The organism is Candidatus Poriferisodalis sp. (assembly GCF_965221945.1).
Taxonomy (GTDB): domain Bacteria; phylum Actinomycetota; class Acidimicrobiia; order Acidimicrobiales; family Poriferisodalaceae; genus Poriferisodalis.
This window is the reverse complement of the sequence record NZ_OZ244925.1, coordinates 3,622,259-3,639,231: the sequence shown is the minus strand read 5'-3', so window position 1 is coordinate 3,639,231 and position 16,973 is coordinate 3,622,259. Positions and strand designations below refer to the sequence as shown.

At 66.4% G+C, this 16,973-nt stretch carries 13 protein-coding genes; 8 read left to right on the top strand and 5 right to left on the bottom strand.

From position 1 onward, the window contains the following. Nucleotides 1–51 precede the first annotated feature (51 nt). The gene (locus tag ACOQPH_RS17045) at nt 52–813 is read left to right on the top strand and encodes a succinate dehydrogenase/fumarate reductase iron-sulfur subunit (protein ID WP_420624379.1); all 762 of its coding nucleotides are present in this window, start codon (nt 52–54) and stop codon (nt 811–813) included. A gap of 54 nt (nt 814–867) precedes the next feature. Next, entirely contained in the window at nt 868–3,246 is a 2,379-nt protein-coding gene (locus tag ACOQPH_RS17040) for a hypothetical protein (RefSeq protein WP_420622503.1), read from the top strand. A gap of 23 nt (nt 3,247–3,269) precedes the next feature. Here ACOQPH_RS17040 and ACOQPH_RS17035 read toward each other — a convergent pair whose 3' ends face one another. Together ACOQPH_RS17035 and ACOQPH_RS17030 are read right to left on the bottom strand one after the other, a co-directional pair. After that, nucleotides 3,270–3,779: a PQQ-dependent sugar dehydrogenase gene (locus tag ACOQPH_RS17035; RefSeq protein ID WP_420622501.1), complete on the bottom strand. Its 510-nt coding sequence runs from the start codon at nt 3,777–3,779 to the stop codon at nt 3,270–3,272. A 37-nt stretch (nt 3,780–3,816) separates the two neighbouring features. Further along, nucleotides 3,817–4,707, bottom strand: a complete 891-nt coding sequence (locus ACOQPH_RS17030; RefSeq protein WP_420622500.1) for a PQQ-dependent sugar dehydrogenase — start codon at nt 4,705–4,707, stop codon at nt 3,817–3,819. 135 nt (nt 4,708–4,842) lie between these two features. Between ACOQPH_RS17030 and ACOQPH_RS17025 the strand changes: the two genes are divergently transcribed. The 3 genes from ACOQPH_RS17025 (at nt 4,843) to ACOQPH_RS17015 (ending at nt 7,505) form a co-directional block, all read left to right on the top strand. After that, entirely contained in the window at nt 4,843–5,334 is a 492-nt protein-coding gene (locus tag ACOQPH_RS17025; protein WP_420622499.1) for a pyridoxamine 5'-phosphate oxidase family protein, read from the top strand. 149 nt (nt 5,335–5,483) lie between these two features. Continuing rightward, entirely contained in the window at nt 5,484–6,038 is a 555-nt protein-coding gene (locus ACOQPH_RS17020) for a hypothetical protein (protein ID WP_419551591.1), read from the top strand. A 36-nt stretch (nt 6,039–6,074) separates the two neighbouring features. Then, on the top strand, nt 6,075–7,505 hold the full coding sequence (locus tag ACOQPH_RS17015; RefSeq protein WP_420622498.1) for a flotillin family protein: 1,431 nt from the start codon (nt 6,075–6,077) through the stop codon (nt 7,503–7,505). Nucleotides 7,506–7,541: 36 nt separating this feature from the next. Here the strand turns inward: ACOQPH_RS17015 and ACOQPH_RS17010 are convergent, their stop codons facing one another. The 3 genes from ACOQPH_RS17010 to ACOQPH_RS17000 all read right to left on the bottom strand — a co-directional run bounded on the left by ACOQPH_RS17010 (nt 7,542) and on the right by ACOQPH_RS17000 (nt 10,822). After that, on the bottom strand, nt 7,542–8,315 hold the full coding sequence (locus ACOQPH_RS17010; protein WP_420622497.1) for a TerC family protein: 774 nt from the start codon (nt 8,313–8,315) through the stop codon (nt 7,542–7,544). Between the two features lie 42 nt (nt 8,316–8,357). Then, complete coding sequence (locus ACOQPH_RS17005; protein ID WP_420622496.1) at nt 8,358–9,794, bottom strand: Fic family protein; 1,437 nt, start codon at nt 9,792–9,794, stop codon at nt 8,358–8,360. Nucleotides 9,795–9,931: 137 nt separating this feature from the next. Next, on the bottom strand, nt 9,932–10,822 hold the full coding sequence (locus ACOQPH_RS17000; RefSeq protein WP_420622495.1) for an HDIG domain-containing metalloprotein: 891 nt from the start codon (nt 10,820–10,822) through the stop codon (nt 9,932–9,934). Between the two features lie 154 nt (nt 10,823–10,976). On the opposite strand from ACOQPH_RS17000, the gene dnaE reads away from it, so the two are divergent. From dnaE to thrS, 3 genes are all read left to right on the top strand, one after another. After that, the gene (gene dnaE / locus ACOQPH_RS16995) at nt 10,977–14,510 is read left to right on the top strand and encodes a DNA polymerase III subunit alpha (protein ID WP_420622494.1); all 3,534 of its coding nucleotides are present in this window, start codon (nt 10,977–10,979) and stop codon (nt 14,508–14,510) included. Between the two features lie 112 nt (nt 14,511–14,622). Then, nucleotides 14,623–14,802 (top strand): hypothetical protein, encoded by a 180-nt coding sequence (locus ACOQPH_RS16990; protein WP_420622493.1) that lies wholly within the window; start codon nt 14,623–14,625, stop codon nt 14,800–14,802. 110 nt (nt 14,803–14,912) lie between these two features. Next, nucleotides 14,913–16,964: a threonine--tRNA ligase gene (gene thrS, locus ACOQPH_RS16985; protein WP_420622492.1), complete on the top strand. Its 2,052-nt coding sequence runs from the start codon at nt 14,913–14,915 to the stop codon at nt 16,962–16,964. The last annotated feature ends 9 nt before the right edge of the window (nt 16,965–16,973 follow it).

Sequence of the window (16,973 nt, the reverse complement as noted above, 5' to 3'; positions counted from 1 at the left end):
GGGACCAACGGCCAGCCCAGCCAGTCCGGCCAGCAGAGCCACGGCGGCACTCTGAACCTCAAGTTGCGCATCTGGCGGCAGGAGGGGCCAGACGCCCCAGGTCGGTTCGAGGCCTTCGACGCACCAGACGTCAGCGAGGACATGTCGTTCTTGGAGATGCTCGACATCATCAACGAGCGGCTCATCGACGAGGGCGGGGTGCCGATCGAGTTCGACCACGACTGCCGTGAGGGCATCTGCGGCACGTGCAGCCTGATGATCAACGGCCGGGCGCACGGTCACGAGGCCGCCACCACGACGTGCCAGTTGCACATGCGGAAGTTCTCCGACGGCGATGTCATCACCGTGGAGCCATTCCGGGCGAAGGCGTTTCCGGTGGTGCGCGACCTGGTGGTGGACCGCAGTTCCTTCGACCGCATCATCGAGGCGGGCGGCTACATCTCGGTCAACACCGGCGCAGCCGGCGACGCCAACCTCACCCCCGTTCCCAAGGAGGCCTCGGACGCATCGTTCGACGCTGCGGCGTGCATCGGCTGCGGCGCCTGTGTGGCCGCGTGCCCCAACTCGGCGGCGCAGCTGTTCACGTCGGCGAAGCTGGCACATCTCAACCTGATTCCCCAAGGCCAGCCCCAGCGATGGGAGCGCACCGAGGCCATGGTCGAGACGATGGAGCGGTACTTCGGCTCGTGCACCAACCACGGCGAGTGCACCGAAGCCTGTCCGAAGGAGATCAGCCTCGACTTCATTGCGTTCATGAATCGCGACTACGTCAAGGCCAAGATCAAGAACCGCAAACTGGCCGGCCAGAGCTGAGCCCGGCCACCGCGGTCAGGTGCGACGCATCGGGGTGACTAGCGTTCCGCATTCGTGAAGAGAGATCGCGGTCCCGCAATTCCGACTTCGACGGCAAAGCGTCGCAATCGGCGTTTCAAGCCAGCAGCGAAGGTAGTGATGGCCCTGGCGGTCTCGCTAGGCGTCCTTGCACCAGCGGTGCCGTCGGGCGCGGCAAGTTCGCCATCGAATCTTGCACGCAATGGGCCCAACCTGACGCTCGTCGTGGCCGGTTGCCCGGGCCCAGCCGACAACGCGGTCGCCGAGGCGCTGGCTCATCACGCCCGCAACGCAGCGAAGGTGTGCATCGATCCCGGCGGCCTGTCGCCCGAGACCGCCGCCCTCATAGCCGACTTCGCGCCAGACCGCGTGCAGGTCGTGGGCGGCGAGGTTGCGGTGCCGCCGGCGGCGATGGATGAGTTGACCACAGCGGCGCGTGCGGCATACCGCTGGAGCGTGGTCGAGCGCCTCGGCGGTGCCACCCGGATCGAGACCGCAGCGTTGGCTGCCCGCGTTGCGCTGGAGCGCCCTGAGGTCGTCGGGCTGGACACGGCCACCCTGATTGTGGCGAACGGCTGGAATGGGACCGATGTCCGCACTGCAGCAGACGTGGCCGCCCAGACCGCAGACGCAGCCGTCGCATACGTATCGCCGCGCACGATCGCGGACGGCTTGCCGGACGCAACCGCCTCCGTGATCGCCGACTACCGCCCTGCGCGTGTCGTGATCGTGGGCCGTGCCGATGACGTGGGCTCAGCCATCGAAACGGCGGTTAAGGCGACGCTGGATGCCATCGGATCGACGATCGAGATCGAGCGGATCGCCGAAGCAGGAGAGCCTCGTGTGGCGATCCCCGAAGCCTCCCCGTCAGATGAGCAGGTGCGCGCGATCTTCACTGCCATCCAGCGAGGACTGACGCGCCCCGCTCCCGTGAGTGGAATGTCGCTGCCGGTCCTGGCAATGAGCAAGGCGCGAGGCCCCTCCGGCGAGGGCGAACGCCTCTGGACGGTGCGCGCCGACGGATCGGAACGGCAGCTGCAATCCGAAGACCATCGCGGCTGGGCATGGCATCCGAATGACGGTCGTTTGAGTTGGTCCAATGTCGACGGCCATTTGAGGGTCGCCGGGCTCGCCGGTGACGAACAGGTGCTCTTCGAACCGGGCGGATACCCGACGTGGTCGCCCGGCGGCCGCCACGTGGTCGCCTTCAGGTTCATCGACACCGATGGCGACGGTCGTTCCGACAGCATCGAAGCGCACCTCGCCGCGGCCGATGGCAGCCGACTCCGCCGCATCGGCCACGTCGATTACCGCACCTTCCTCTTCTCGGATCTATCGCTCGCGAACTGGTCGCCCGACGGGCGACGCCTCGCGTACGTGGAGCTGTCCACCGATCCCGAATCAGGGGAAGAGACATCGCACGCGCGTATCGAGACGGTGGATGCACGCACTTCCCCCGTCACTCTCGGGGAGGACGTCACGTTCCTGGGCTGGTCACCTGATGGTCAGCGCATCGCGTATGCCACGCCAAGCGACTGTGACGGCAACGAGCGGAACGAGAGCCAGAACCTCTGGATCGCGAGCAGCGATGGCAGCGACGCCCGCGATCTGGGCTTCATCGACCGCATCCAATGGCGCCTCCTGCATCTCTGGTCGCCGGACGGGAGCCACCTCGCGTACGAGTCGCTCGATCCGACGGACTGCTCGATGCGACTCAAGGTGCAGACCGCAAACGGCGACACCAACGTGCTCGAGCTGCCGGTCGGCAGCCGGTTCATGGGCTGGTCACCCAACAGCACCCACCTCGCCTACGGCATCACAGTCGGCACGGCCGGCCGGGGCGTCCCGCTGCGGGAACACGCCTGGGTGGTGCGACGCGACGGGAGCGACCTGCGTGAGCTGGGCGAGATCCGATCAAACGTGAACGGGGCACTGCTGTGGTCGGGCGACGGCAACCATGTCGCGTACACGCAGGTGCTGCGCGATGCGGACGGCAACGTCATCGGCACCCGGCCCATGGTCCAGCAGTCCAACGGAATCGGCGGTGCTGCGGCCGTCGAGGGGAACGGCAACGTCCTCGGATGGTCTCCGGTGGACAACCGCCTCGCCTACGTCGCGCACTATGACGAGAACGGCGACGGCGTGATCGATCGCCGGGCACTTCAGTTGCACACCGCCGGATCACTGGGTGCCGAGCTCACGCTTGTCCACAAACTGCCTGATCTCACGCTCGGGGCGCGCTGGTCTCCCGACGGCGCCTACCTCGGCTACGGGTCAGGCCCGACGGAACTCATCTTGGACTGGTTCATCAACCGCCGGCGAGGCTCTGATGGGTGGGTCGTGTCCACCACTGAGCCGCGCTGGACGCTCCGAGTGGTCACCGACCTCGCTTGGGGCGCTTGGCAACCCAGCTGAGGGCGGCATGTCGCCGGGAGCCTTTACGGCGTGACTGATTCGAGGCGGAAAACGGTGCCCGCTGCGCTGAGCACGTAGACCTCGCCGCCGGCGTCTTCGCCGAAGGACACCAGCGAGTTGGGCGGTACCGACACGCCCAGCTCGATCCGCTCTGGTTCGCCGCCGGGTCCCCGTACCAGGCCCCACACCTCACCCGTGCAGTAATCGCCGAACACGTAGGTGCCCCACAGGGCCCCGATGGCGCGTCCCCGGTAGACGTAGCCGCCAGTGACTGAGCAGCCCTCGTCGTGGCTGTAGGTGTAGACGGGGAAGACGATGTCGGAGGGAGTGTCGGTACCGGCACCGTTCCCACTGAACTGCTCGTTGCCTTCGAACAGCGGCCAACCCAGGTTGGCGCCCGGTGACCATCCGTCGTCGGCTGGCAGCACATGGATTTCCTCGATGCGGTCCTGGCCGACGTCGCCGATCCACAGGTCGCCGCTCTCGCGATCGAACGAGAACCGCCACGGGTTGCGCGCGCCGTAGGCCCACACCTCGGGCGCTCCCCCGCTGGTGGCGAACGGGTTGCGGTCACCAATGCCGTAACCCCCCCCCCCCCGAGGCAGGGCTCGGATCGATGCGCACGAGGGTGCCGAGCAGCGTGTCGCGATCCTGGCCCTGCCCGAAGACGTCATTCGCGCCGCCGCCGTCGCCGAAGCCGATCCACAGCTGCCCGTCGGGCCCAAACGTCAGGTCGCCGCCGTTGTGGTTGCACGCAGGTTGATCGAGCGCCAGCAGCACCTTGCTGCGGTCGATCTGGGGGATCTCGCCCTCCATCGGCATCACCGCGATCCGGCTATTGCGACCCGTGTCGGTATAGCTGAGGTACAGCTGCGAGCCGTCGGGAGCAAACGCAAGGCCCAGCAGCCCGTTCTCGCAACCCTGGCTGACCCGCGTGCCGACGTCTGCCACCAGTTGCGGTGCGGCGTTGGCATCGGCAGGGTCCAACAGCCACACCTGCCCGGTCAGCGTGGCCACGTAGCGCTGGTCCGTGCCGGGCCTGGCGATCAGCGCGATCGGCGCGGCGATCTCGGCAACGGGTACCAGTTCGAAACGGGTCTCGGTCAAGGACTGCGTCGTCGGAGCAGCGCTAGTTGGTGCGCTCGAAGTCGCACTCGGTTCCGTGCCGAACGCTGCAGGCGCAGTGCCGGTTGCTGCAGGCGCAGTGCTGGTCGCCGGCGCCGGAACCGTGCGCAGGGCGGGAGGCGCAGTCACCGCAACGCTCGGGTCGCCTGCAACACCCGGCTGCTGCTGATCGGCCGAGCCGCCAGGATCGTCGGCTCCGGAGCCGCACGCTGCGGCCAGAAGCACCATCACCGCAACCATCGCTGCTGCACGCACCGGCCTCACGGCCACGACGGTACCGACACCGTCCGCTGAGAGGCCGCGCGGATAGGTGACGTCTCGGAAAGTTGCTGTCACGCTTTCTTTGTGCAATTTTGCCGTCTGTGGCGGCATTTCTGCGCAAAGTCCAGTCCGTCGGGGCTGCCGGGTACCGACACCGTCCTCTTAGCCTCACGGCGAGACGCATCGAGTCGTGAACGAGGCAGAATTCGGATGAGCACGACGAGCAACGTGATGAGCTGGGCAGCCTTCGCCGAGGCCTGCGGTGAGCTGGCCGGGCGGGTGCAGGAGCGTTTTGAGAATCACCAACACGCCGTGATGGCGACCATCCGTCGCGATGGCTCGCCTCGCATGTCGGGCATGGAAGCGCCGATCCGTGACGGGCATCTGTGGCTGGGCATGGAGCAGACCTCGGCAAAGGCCGCCGACTTGCGACGCGACTCGCGCCTCGGCCTGCATTCGACGCCCGATGACGAGGACTTGGCGGCAGGAGATGCCCGGATCGAAGGCAGCGCTGTGCCGGCGGACACGGACCAGCTCGAGGTCTTCGTGCGTGGGCATCACCACGAGATCGATGACTCGGTCCGGTTGGCGCTCTTCACCGTCAACATCGCCCGAGTAGTGCTGGTACGCGTTGAGGACAGGCACCTGGTGGTCGAGACCTGGACGCCGTCCGGCGGCCTGACCGAGCGCAGAATCAGCTAGGCCAGTCCAGCTAGGCCAGTCCAGCTAGGCCAGTCCAGCTAGGCCAGTCCAGCTAGGCCAGTCCTGTTTCGGAGGCAGGTTCGCTCGCGGTCTTCCGCGCAGACGGGCCACTCGCAGCGACGCGTAGAGTTCCAGCGAGGAGGCAGTTCATGGGTGACTGGTGGCAGGCTCTGACCGGCGATCTGCAGATCTTCTACGCGATCGCCTTCATCGCCAGCTTCTTCCTGCTGTTGCAGATCGCGCTGCTGGCATTCGGCATCGGAGGTGACGTCGAATTCGACGTTGGCGACGAGGACCCGGGCAGCGGGTTCCTGTCTGTGCGGACGTTGACCGCATTCTCGTTTGCGTTCGGCTGGACGGGCGTCCTCATGAAGCAGGCAGACCGCTCCACAGCCCTGTCAGTGGGCGTCGCCATCGCCGCCGGCTTCGCAGTGTTCATTGCCGTGGGCTTGCTGTGGCGCTCGTTCGCGAAGCTCGGCGAGAGCGGTTCGATCGACTACCAGTCCGCAGTAGGCGCGCACGGCACCGTCTATCTCACGGTTGCCGCGAACCGTGCCAAGCCAGGCAAAGTCGAAGTGATGGTGCAGGGTCGACTGCGGGTCATCAACGCCCTGACAGAGTCCGACGAAAGCCTGCCGGCGCAGACTGCCGTCACCGTCATCGGCGTCGTCGACCCTTCGACGGTCCTCGTAGCGCCTCACTAGCCTGACCTTCCACACCAAGCAGACATAGAGGTAGCTATGGCCGTCATCGCACTCGCAAGTGGCCTGTTCGCCATCCTGCTGATCGCCCTGCTGTGGATCTCATCGCGCTTCAAGCGCTGTCCATCCGACCGGATCCTCGTGATCTATGGACGCGTCGGAGGGGAAGGTGAGTCGGCGAAGTGCCTGCATGGCGGCGGCAGAATGGTGTGGCCAATCCTGCAGGGCTGGTCCTTCTTGGACCTCACGCCGATTCCCATCGAGATCAAGCTGCAAGGCGCTCTCTCGCAGCAGAACATTCGGGTCAACACGCCAGCCACGTTCACGGTCGGGGTCTCCACCGAGCCAGGCGTCATGCAGAATGCCGCCGAGCGGCTGCTCGGTCTGACTCTGCTGGAAATCGAGAACCTGGCCCGCGACATCATCTTCGGTCAGATGCGCGTGGTGATCGCCACGATGCCGATCGAACAGATCAACACCGACCGCGAGCAGCTCATCGTCAACATCACCGAATCGCTCGAGCTCGAACTGCGCAAGGTCGGGCTGCGCCTCATCAACGTCAACATCCAGGACATCACCGACGAATCGGGATACATCGACGCTTTGGGTCGCGAAGCCGCAGCCCGCGCCATCAGCGAGGCCAAGGTCAAGGTGGCCGAGCAGGAGCGCGACGGCGACATCGGCGCCGCAGAGGCTCAACGCGAGCAGCGCATCCGCGTGGCGCAGGCCAACGCCACCGCGACCGAAGGCGAGAACGAATCGTACGTTGTGATTGCTCAATCGGCCGGCGAGCGGCGCCAGTTGGAAGCCGAAGCCGAGCGCGCCGCCAACGCCGCTGAGCGCGTCAGCCAGGCACAGGCCGCACAGGAGTCGTTCTCGGCTGAGGCAGACGCCGAGCGGGTGCGAGCAGAGCGCGACAAGGCCGCACAGGACGCCGACATCGTGGTGCCGGCCCAGGTGGAACGCGAGCGGGTGCGGACGCTTGCCGAAGCCGAGGCCGACCGGATCAGGCTGGTGAAGGCTGGCGAGGCCGACGGTCAGCGGCTGCTCATGGAGGCTGAGGCGCTGGGCTTGCTGGCATTGCTCAGCCGCCGCGCCGAGGGCTTCGGTGCCCTGGTGGCCGCCAGCGGCGGCGCGGCGCCCCAAGCAGCGCTGCTGATGATTGCCGAGCAACTGCCGAACCTCGTGGCCGAGCAGGTGAAGGCCATCTCGAACCTCAAGATCGACAAGATCACGGTGTGGGACTCGGGCTCGGGTGGCGACGGGCAAGCCGGCACGACGGCCAACTTCGTGTCAGGTCTGGTGGGCGCTCTGCCGCCGTTGCATGAGGTGGCAAGCCAGGCGGGCATCAAGCTGCCTCAGTTCCTTGGCGAACTCGAGGACGAAGGGGCGCTCGATCGACTGCGCGAGCTGGCCGACCGGCTGCGGGATGACTCAGACGAAGACGCAGACGACGAGGGCGCCGAGTAATACCTCGTTGCCCGTTGCCCGCCGGGAACGGGCCACTCAGTGCGCTGGTGCGTCAGTGTCGGGCAAGCGGCGCTCATGGAACTCGACCGGTGGCGTGTGGGACGCGCGGTTGCGCTTCATCCGCAGATTGAGCGCCTCAACCATCACCGCGAAGCCCATCGCGAAGTAGATGTAGCCCTTGGGGATGTGGAAATCGGCACCCTCGGCCACCAGCGACATGCCGATGAGCAGCAGGAAGCTGAGCGCCAGCATTTTGACGGTGGGATGCCGGCTCACGAACCGCATCACCGGCCCTGAAGACCACAGCATCACCCCGACAGCGATGACGACCGCCGCAATCATCACGCCCACCCGGTCGGCCATGCCGACGGCGGTGATGACCGAGTCGAGGCTGAACACCAGGTCGAGCAGCAGGATCTGCACGATTACCCGCGCGAACGAGCCCGCGGCGCCGCCATCGGGGCCGTGGGCGTCGTCGCCTTCGAGCTTGTGGTGGATCTCGAACGTGGACTTGCCGAGCAGGAACAGCCCACCGCCCAGCAGGATCAAGTCGCGCCCGGAAAGCTCGTGGCCGAACACCGAGAACAGGGGAGCCGTCAGCCGCACGATCCACGAGATGCCGAGCAGCAGGAGCACCCGCATCCCCATCGCCAGCGACAGGCCCACGACCCGCGCCCGGTCGGCCTCGCGGCCACCCAGCCGGCCCGCCAAGATCGAGATGAAGATTACGTTGTCGATGCCGAGCACGATCTCGAGCACCGTCAACGTGACCAGCGAGATCCAGATTTCAGGATTCGACACCCACTCCACGGGCGCACACGCTAGAGCGATGGCGCGATACGCCCATCACGTTCAGCGTGTGCGAGGCGGGTGGCGACGCTGCGGGATGGCGCGGCAGTGTCCTCGGTGCCCTGCTGCGAGCCCGCAGCGCTGTCCGGTCGAGCGCACCAGCAAGGGGCATCGATCCCACTTCGCCCCTAGCTCAACGCTCTCGGTGACACCCGAACGGTCGTCGCTGTCGTCGACCCGAAGAAACGGATCATCGGCGATCTGACCGAGGAGTTGACGTGCGGATTGGGGGTCACCCATCGTCGAGGACATGACGTCGTACATGTCGAATATGTGGTCGGCGTCGTAGGCGCGCAGTCGCGGACCGACGCGACGGCTCCGTGTGATGCCAGCTTCAGTCAGGCGACGAAGAGCGTCCGCGCATCGCCGCTGCGAGAAGCCTGATTCCGCTGCAAGAAGTTCTGGGGTCAACGAGGGTTGCGACACCAGCAGGTTCACTGCAGCCAGAGCCGCCGAGCGCCCGGTGCGCTGCCCGACACGCTCGCGCCAACGGTCCTGCAGGCGTGATACGGCATTCGCATAGGAACTCGCCACTTCGCACGACTGGTTCACTGCTGTACTGACCACTTCGAGCAACGGGATCATGGCTGCGGATCTGTGCGCGTCATCGGGCGCTCCGACGTAGCTCTGATATGCAGCGAGGGATCGCAGGTAGACGTCACGGTTCTGCGACAACGCCAAGCTGATGGGCGGCATGAACCCCTCCGAGACGCACCGATGCTTCAACGCTGCGTACAAGAGGGCTCGGCCCGCGCGGCCGTTGCCGTCGCCGAATGGATGAACCGTTTCGAATTGAGCGTGCGCCACCACAGCTTGCAGAACCGGCGAATGATCGCCGGTTCTGAGGTAGGCAACCAGGTCTTCCATGAGCGGTCGGCATTCATCGGGCGGCGGCGGCACGAAGTCGCCATCGAGTGGATGCCAGTCATTGCCGCCGACCCAATTCTGTGTCGTCTTCAAGACGCCGCCGAGTCGCGGATTCGGAGACGAATCCATCAATACGCGATGGGCATCGCAGAGCAGTTCGACAGTCAATGCTGCCGGCTGGACCAGGATGCGCAGTGCTTCAGACGTTGCTTCGATGTTGCCGATCGCCTCGCCGACACTGCCCCGACGATGAGGTGGTGAAGGGGACGCCTCGGCGATCAGCGCGTGCACGACCCGCCGGGCTTGGGGTGACACTCCCTCGATACGCGATGAGCCGAGTGACTCCGCCCAGAAGAACAGGCTGACCGAAGCTGAATCTGGTGCAAGCACTGAAGCCGTCGCAACCAGTTGGCGCTCGGCGTCAGCAACGAATGCCGCCACATCGGCTGGCAGCAGAGGATGCCAGCCGATCAGGCGGTGAGGGACATAGGCGAGGAATGTGCCCAGCCGCCGGTCGACAGCCCGTGGCGCCGCCGGATTTCCCGGCCACGACTCGGTGCGAAGGAAGCCCATGATGGTGACCCTCTTCCGCTGCTGGGTGTGGCGCCTACCGCGCCAGTTCTCATCGCATTTGACGCGTAAACAATCTTATCGTGTCAAATGCAACAGATACATGACGCAGCAACAGTGGTCGTCGCCGCGGGTCGCATTCATTCCTCGCTCCGATGCTCAACGGAAGCTTGGGCGGCCCACCACCTATGGAGGCGGCGGCGCACCTCGTCGTCGCCCAGCTCGCCTTCAGTGCGGCGCAGCTCCATCAGGAAGTTCATGGCCTGGCCCACCTCGGGCCCGGGTTCCAAGCCCAAGTGGGCCATCACTTCGTCGCCGTTCATCTCGGGACGCACCTCGGCGGCCGCCTGCTCACGCGCCAACCGGGCGATGCGAACCTCGAATCGGTCGAGCGCATCGTGCAGCGCCTGGATCCGCTTCACATTGCGCGATGTGCAGTCGCTGCGCACCATGTCGTTCAGGTCGCCGAGCAGCGGCCCGGCGTCACGGGCGTAGCGCCGCACCGCCGCATCGGTCCAGCCGGTGTCGTAGCCCTTGAAGCGGCCCGACAGGTGCACCAGCCGGGCCACCTCGTCGGTGAGCTCGCGGCTGTAGCCCATCTGCGGCATACGGCGGCGAGTCATCTTGGCGCCCACGGCCTCGTGGTTGCGGAACGTCACACCACCGTGGGAGAACGAGCGCGTCAGCGGCTTGCCGATGTCGTGAAAGAGCGCCCCGAGGCGCACCCGCAGCCGCGGCGGGCTCTGGGCCACGACGGCGATCGTGTGCGCCAACACGTCCTTGTGGAGATGGATCGGGTCCTGCTCGAGCGCCAACGCCGGCAGCTCGGGCAGGTGCTGATCGGCCCAGCCGCTGTCGACCAGCTCCCACAAGCCCTGGCGCGGATCGTCGACCACCAGGACGCTGTTGAGTTCGTCGCAGGGCAGCACGGCACCGTCGTCGAACTCCAGCTCGTCGGCAGCGAGCTCGTCGACGCTGTTCTGGTCGTCAGCGCCCGGCGCGCTGTGCGGCGCGCGGTCCGGTGTGCTCATCCCTCCATGATGCAGTGCTGCGAGCGCCCGTCCAACCATGTTCTCCGGGGGTTTTGCCACCTTGCCTCGCGAACGCTTCGGCGATACCGGGATCGCGCCTGCGACGGGTCTAGGTTCGACAAACGGGTCGCTTCGGACAACATCAAGGAGCAGCGTGGCAGCGTCGTTCGTTCACTTGCACACCCACACCGAGTACTCCCTGCTCGACGGCGCGGCGCGCATCAACGAAGTCGTGGCTGCAGCGGCCGCCGACGGCCAGCCGGCGCTTGGCATCACCGACCACGGCAACATGTACGGAGTCCTGGACTTCTACCGGTCAGCCAAGTCGGCGGGCATCAAGCCGATCATCGGCACCGAGGCCTACATGGCGCTCGACAGCCGCCACGAACGGCCCAGCCGAAACCGGGCCAAGAACACCAAGGTCGACGACTCGGGCGACGACGGCGAGGGCGAGAAGCTCTACTACCACCTGACGCTGCTGGCCCACAGTGACGCCGGCTACCGCAACCTGCTCAAGCTGGCCAGCCGGGCCTTCCTCGAGGGCTACTACTACAAGCCCCGGATGGACTGGGAGATGTTCGCCACCCACGCCGACGGCCTGATCGCCACCACCGGATGCCTCGGCAGCGTCACCCAGCAGGCTCTGCTTGCCGGCGACTACGACGAGGCCCTCCGCCGTGCTGGCCGCCTGCAGGACATCTTCGGGCGCGATGGTCTGTATGTCGAGCTGCAGGACCACGGCATCGGCGCCCAGCGCGACTGCAACCCGCAGCTGCTGAAGATTGCCCATGACCTCGGGGCGCCACTGCTGGCAACCAACGACTTGCACTACACCCACCAGGACGATGCGCTGGCCCACGATGCGCTGCTGTGCGTGCAGACCGGGGCGCTGCGCAGCGATCCGGACCGCTTCAAATTCCACGGCGACCAGCACTATCTCAAGTCCGCAGCGGAAATGCGGGCGCTGTTCGGCGAACATTCCGAGGCCTGCGACAACACGCTGGCGATTGCCGAGCGCGCCGAGGTGAACATCGAGTTCGGGCGGATGCTGCTGCCGCATTTCGAGGTGCCCGCCCCGCACACCGATGCCGACGCCTACCTCGCACACCTGGCGTTCGAAGGAGTAAAGCGGCGCTGGGGCACCAACGTGGCGCAGAGCACCGCCGAGCGCATCGCGTACGAGCTGAAGGTCATCTCCGACATGGGCTTCAGCAGCTACTTCCTGATCACCTGGGATCTCATCCGCCATGCCCGAGACAGCGGCATCCGGGTGGGGCCCGGCCGTGGCTCAGCTGCCGGCTGCGCCGTTGCCTACTGCTTGGGCATCACCGATCTCGACCCGATCCACTACGGCTTGCTGTTCGAGCGGTTCCTGAACCCGGCCCGCATCTCGATGCCCGACATAGACATCGACTTCGACGATCGCTACCGCGACGAGATGATCCGCTACACGGCCCAGAAGTACGGCCATGACCACGTGGCGCAGATCATCACGTTCTCCACCATCAAGGCGCGGGCGGCGGTGCGCGACGCCGCTCGGGTGCTGGGCAAGCCGTACTCCCTGGGCGACCGCATCTCCAAGGCCATGCCGCCGCTGATCATGGGCCGCGACACCCCGCTGGGCGCCTGCCTCGAACGCGATGACAAGCACGCCGACGGCTACGCGGCAGCGGCCGAGCTGCGCACCATGTACACGCACGACGACGAGGTTCGCGAGGTGGTCGATGTGGCCCGCGGGCTCGAGGGCCTCATCCGGCAGGACTCGGTGCATGCCGCTGCCGTGGTGATCAGCCCCGAGCCGCTCACCACGTACCTGCCGATCCAGCGCAAGCCCGAGGCGGGAACCGACCCCGACGAGGCACCCATCGTCACCCAGTTCGACATGGGCGGCGTGGAAGATCTCGGCCTGTTGAAGATGGACTTCCTGGGGCTGCGGACCCTGTCGATCATCGACGAGACCGTGCGGCTGGTCGAGCGCACCGCCGATGAGCGGCTCGACATCGACTCGGTGCCCCTCGACGACCCCTCCGCGTTCGAGCTGCTGCGAGCGGGCGACACGATGGGCGTCTTCCAGCTGGAGTCCACACCGGTGCGCTCACTGCTGCGGTCGATGCAGCCCACCCAATTCGAGGACATCTGCGCACTGGTGGCGCTGTACCGGCCCGGTCCCATGGCAGCCGACATGCACAACGACTACGCCCACCGCAAGAACGGCCGCCAGCTCGCCGCGCCGCCGCATCCCGATCTCGCCGAGCTGCTGGGTGAAACCTACGGGCTGATGATCTACCAAGAGTCGATGATGCGGGTGGCCCAGGAGATCGCCGGCTACTCCATGGCCGACGCCGACGACCTGCGCAAGGCGTGCGGAAAGAAGAACCGCGAGCAGATCGCCGAGCACCGCACCAAGTTCGTTGAAGGCAGCGTGGCCAAGGGCTACACGGACGACCTCGGCAAGCAGCTGTTCGACATCATCGAGCCATTCGCCGACTACGCCTTCAACAAGAGCCACGCGTTCGCGTACGGGCTCATCGCCTACCAAACGGCCTACTTGAAGGCCAACTACCGCACCGAGTTCCTGGCCGCCGTGCTGACGGGTTCCAAGCGCAACATCGACAAGGCGGGTGTCTACCTGGCCGACTGCCGCCAGCACGACATCGAAGTGCTCGTGCCCGACATCAACCGCTCTGAGCTGGACTTTGCGGCCGACGGGCAGACAATTCCCTTCGGGCTGTCGGCGGTGCGCAACGTGGGCGAGAAGGTGGCCGAGCCGATCATCGCGGAGCGGACCGCCAACGGACCGTTCGCCGACTTCAACGACTTCTGCGAGCGGATGCCGCGCGAGGTGCTGAACCGCAGGTTTGTGGAGTCGCTCATCAAAGCCGGCGCATTCGAGTCATGCGGCCACACCAGGGCCGGATTGCTCGGCGTATTCGACCGCGTCATCGAAGCTGCCTTGCGGCGACGCACCGAGGCCGAGGCAGGACTGCAGTCAATGTTCGGCGGCACGGACGCCGGTGACGTCGAATTCGACGACCGCATCGAGGTGCCCGATATCGAAGCCCCCGAGCGCGACACGCTGGCGTGGGAGAAGGAGCTGCTCGGGCTGTACGTGTCGGACCATCCGCTGCGCGGCGGCGAGGCGCAGCTGCGGCGTTCGGTGGACTGCCCGGTGACCGGGCTCGGAGAGCTCCCGCCGAACCCTGACGGCGGCCAGCAGTGGGCCACGATCGGCGGCGTGGTGCAGAGCCTGCAGCGTCGCTACACGCGCAGCGGCGAGCCGATGGCCCGGTTCATGTTGGAGGATCTGTCCGGATCGGTGGAGGTGACGCTGTTCCCCAAGGGCTTCGCTGCTGCGGGCGATGTGCTTGCCGAGGACGCTGTCGTGCTGGTGCGCGGTCGCCCGGATCGCCGCGGCGAAGGTGAGACGACATTCCTCGCGAACGAGGTGGAGCACTTCGAGCTCCGCAAGGGACCAGTGCCCTTGTGGCTGAATGTGGAGCGCGTCGACATGGACGACCACTGGCTGGAGTCGTTCGAGCGGATGCTTTCGGAATACCCCGGCGACCAGCCCGTGCACATACGCGTCGGCGACTCGGTGGTGAAGCTGCCGGAGTCGCGTTGGGTGGATGCGAGCACCCTGGCTGGACCGATGCGCGAGCTGCTCGGCGCCGACGCCGTACGTACGTGAAATTTCGGCAGCAAAGCGCGCACCGCAGCCCCTAGCCTTGCCCGGTGGCTGCACGCGCGGCCGACTCTCCGATCGCGGCACCGGCCGCCTAACAGTTTCCTCAGGAGAACTCATGAGCGACGGCGATACGCGCAAGGTCGACGAGACGTCGCTCCAGGATCCGTCCAAGATGATGGTCCCGTTTGCGAAGTTCAAGAGCTTCCAGTTCGCGGACAAGCTCTGGGTGCTTGGTGGGTTGCTCTTCCTGATCGTCCTGATCAACATCGTGTTCTCCGGCGGGGGCGGGGGCTAGCCGCAGCCCCGCGTTGCCTGCCCGATGAGGCTGGTCCAGTGAGCCCAGTCCAGTGAGCCCAGTCCAGTGAGCCCAGTCCCAGTGAGCCCAGTCCCAGTGAGCCCAGTCCAATGAGCGCCGGCAGCGAGGCCCCCTCCGCAGCGATCACCGTGGTGCTGCCTGACGGGCAATCCCACGAACTTCCCGGCGGTGCCACTGGTGCTGATCTCGCCGCGTCACTGGGGCGGCGGGCTGCGAAGGATGCGCTGATCGCGGTCGCCGAGGGCACCCAGCTTGATCTGAACCGGCCCTTGCCGGATGGCGCTTCGGTGTCACTAGTGTTCCCGTCGTCGGACGAGGGACTTGAGGTGCTGCGCCACTCCACCGCGCATGTGCTCGCCCAGGCGGTACTGCGGCTCTACCCGGGCGCCACGTTCTCGATCGGACCGCCGATCGCCGATGGCTTCTACTACGACTTCGACTTGGGTGCCGACGAGGTAGGCCGGCCGCGGACGTTCTCCGATGACGACCTCGAGGCGATCGAGGCCGAGATGCGCTCCATCGTGGCCGCCCGCCAGCCGTTCATCCGCGCCGAAGTGGACCGTGCCGCGGCCGATGAGCTGTTCGCCCAGCATCCCTACAAGATCGAGATCCTCGACGGCGAAGCCGACGACCCGACCTCGGGTCCCACCGGCGGGGTGATCACCACCTACCGCAACACCGACGAGTTCGTGGACTTGTGCCGCGGTCCTCACGTGCCCGACACCGGTCGCCTTGGCCACTTCAAGCTGATGCGGGTAGCGGGCGCGTACTGGCGGGGTGACGAGAACCGCCAGATGCTGCAGCGCATCTACGGCACGGCGTGGGGCTCTGCGACCGAGCTGTCTGCTCACCTCGAACGGCTGACCGAAGCCGCCAAGCGAGACCATCGCCGGCTCGCGTCCGAGTTGGATCTGCTCAGCTTCCCAGCCGAGATGGGGGGCGGGCTGGCCGTGTGGCACCCCAAAGGCTCGGTGGTCCGCAAGCTCATGGAGGACTACAGCCGCGACCGGCACGAATCGGGCGGCTATCAGTTCGTATACACGCCGCATCTCGCCAACGCCCGGCTGTTCGAAACTTCGGGCCATCTGGATTTCTACGCCGAGAGCATGTACCCGCCGATGGAGATGGACAACGGCGTCTACTACCCCAAGCCGATGAACTGCCCGATGCACTGCCTGATCTTCAGCCAGCGCCAGCGCAGCTACCGCGAGCTGCCGATGCGGCTGTTCGAGCTCGGCACCGTATATCGCTACGAGCGTTCAGGAACCCTGCACGGGCTGATGCGGACCAGGGCCTTCACCGTGGACGACAGCCACCTGTACATCGCGGCCGAACAACTCGCCGACGAGATCGAACGGCTGCTCGACTTCGTGTTGTCGGTGCTCGAGGCCTTCGGGTTCGATGACTTCACCTTCAACCTGTCCACCAAGGATCCCGACAAGTACGTCGGCGCCGATGAGGGTTGGGAACGCGCCACCGATGCCTTGCGCGAGGCGCTGCACCGTCAGGGTCACTCCTACGTCGAGTGCGAGGGCGAGGCGGCGTTCTACGGCCCGAAGATCGACATCGACGTGAACGACGCCATCGGCCGGTCGTGGCAGTTGTCCACGATCCAGGTCGACTTCAACCTGCCCGAGCGGTTCAACCTGCGCTACACCGGCGCTGACGGTGAGGTGCACCGGCCGATCATGGTGCACCGGGCGTTGTTCGGATCCATCGAGCGGTTCTTCGGCGTGCTGCTCGAGCACTATGGAGGTGCGTTCCCGCCGTGGCTGTCGCCGGTGCAGGTCGTGGTGCTGGGCGTACGAGCCGACCACGATGCATTCGCCGAATCGGTGGTGGCGCAGCTGGCCGAAGCCGGGTTCCGGGCCGAGACGGTGCCGGCGGACGATCCGCTGGGGGCGCGGATCCGTCGAGCCAAGCTCGAGAAGGTGCCCTACGTGCTGGTGGTGGGCGACGACGATGTGGCGGCTGGCACGGTGGGCGTGAACCCCCGGGGCCATCCGGTGCGGCGCGACGTGCCGCTGGGCAAGTTCATTGCGCGGCTGGCCGACGAGGTGGAGCGCAAAGCGGCTGATGTCGGCAGCTCAAGCAGCACAGGCGCTGACGTCAGTGCTGCGGTGGCCGCGGCGAGCGACTGAGGCTAGGGC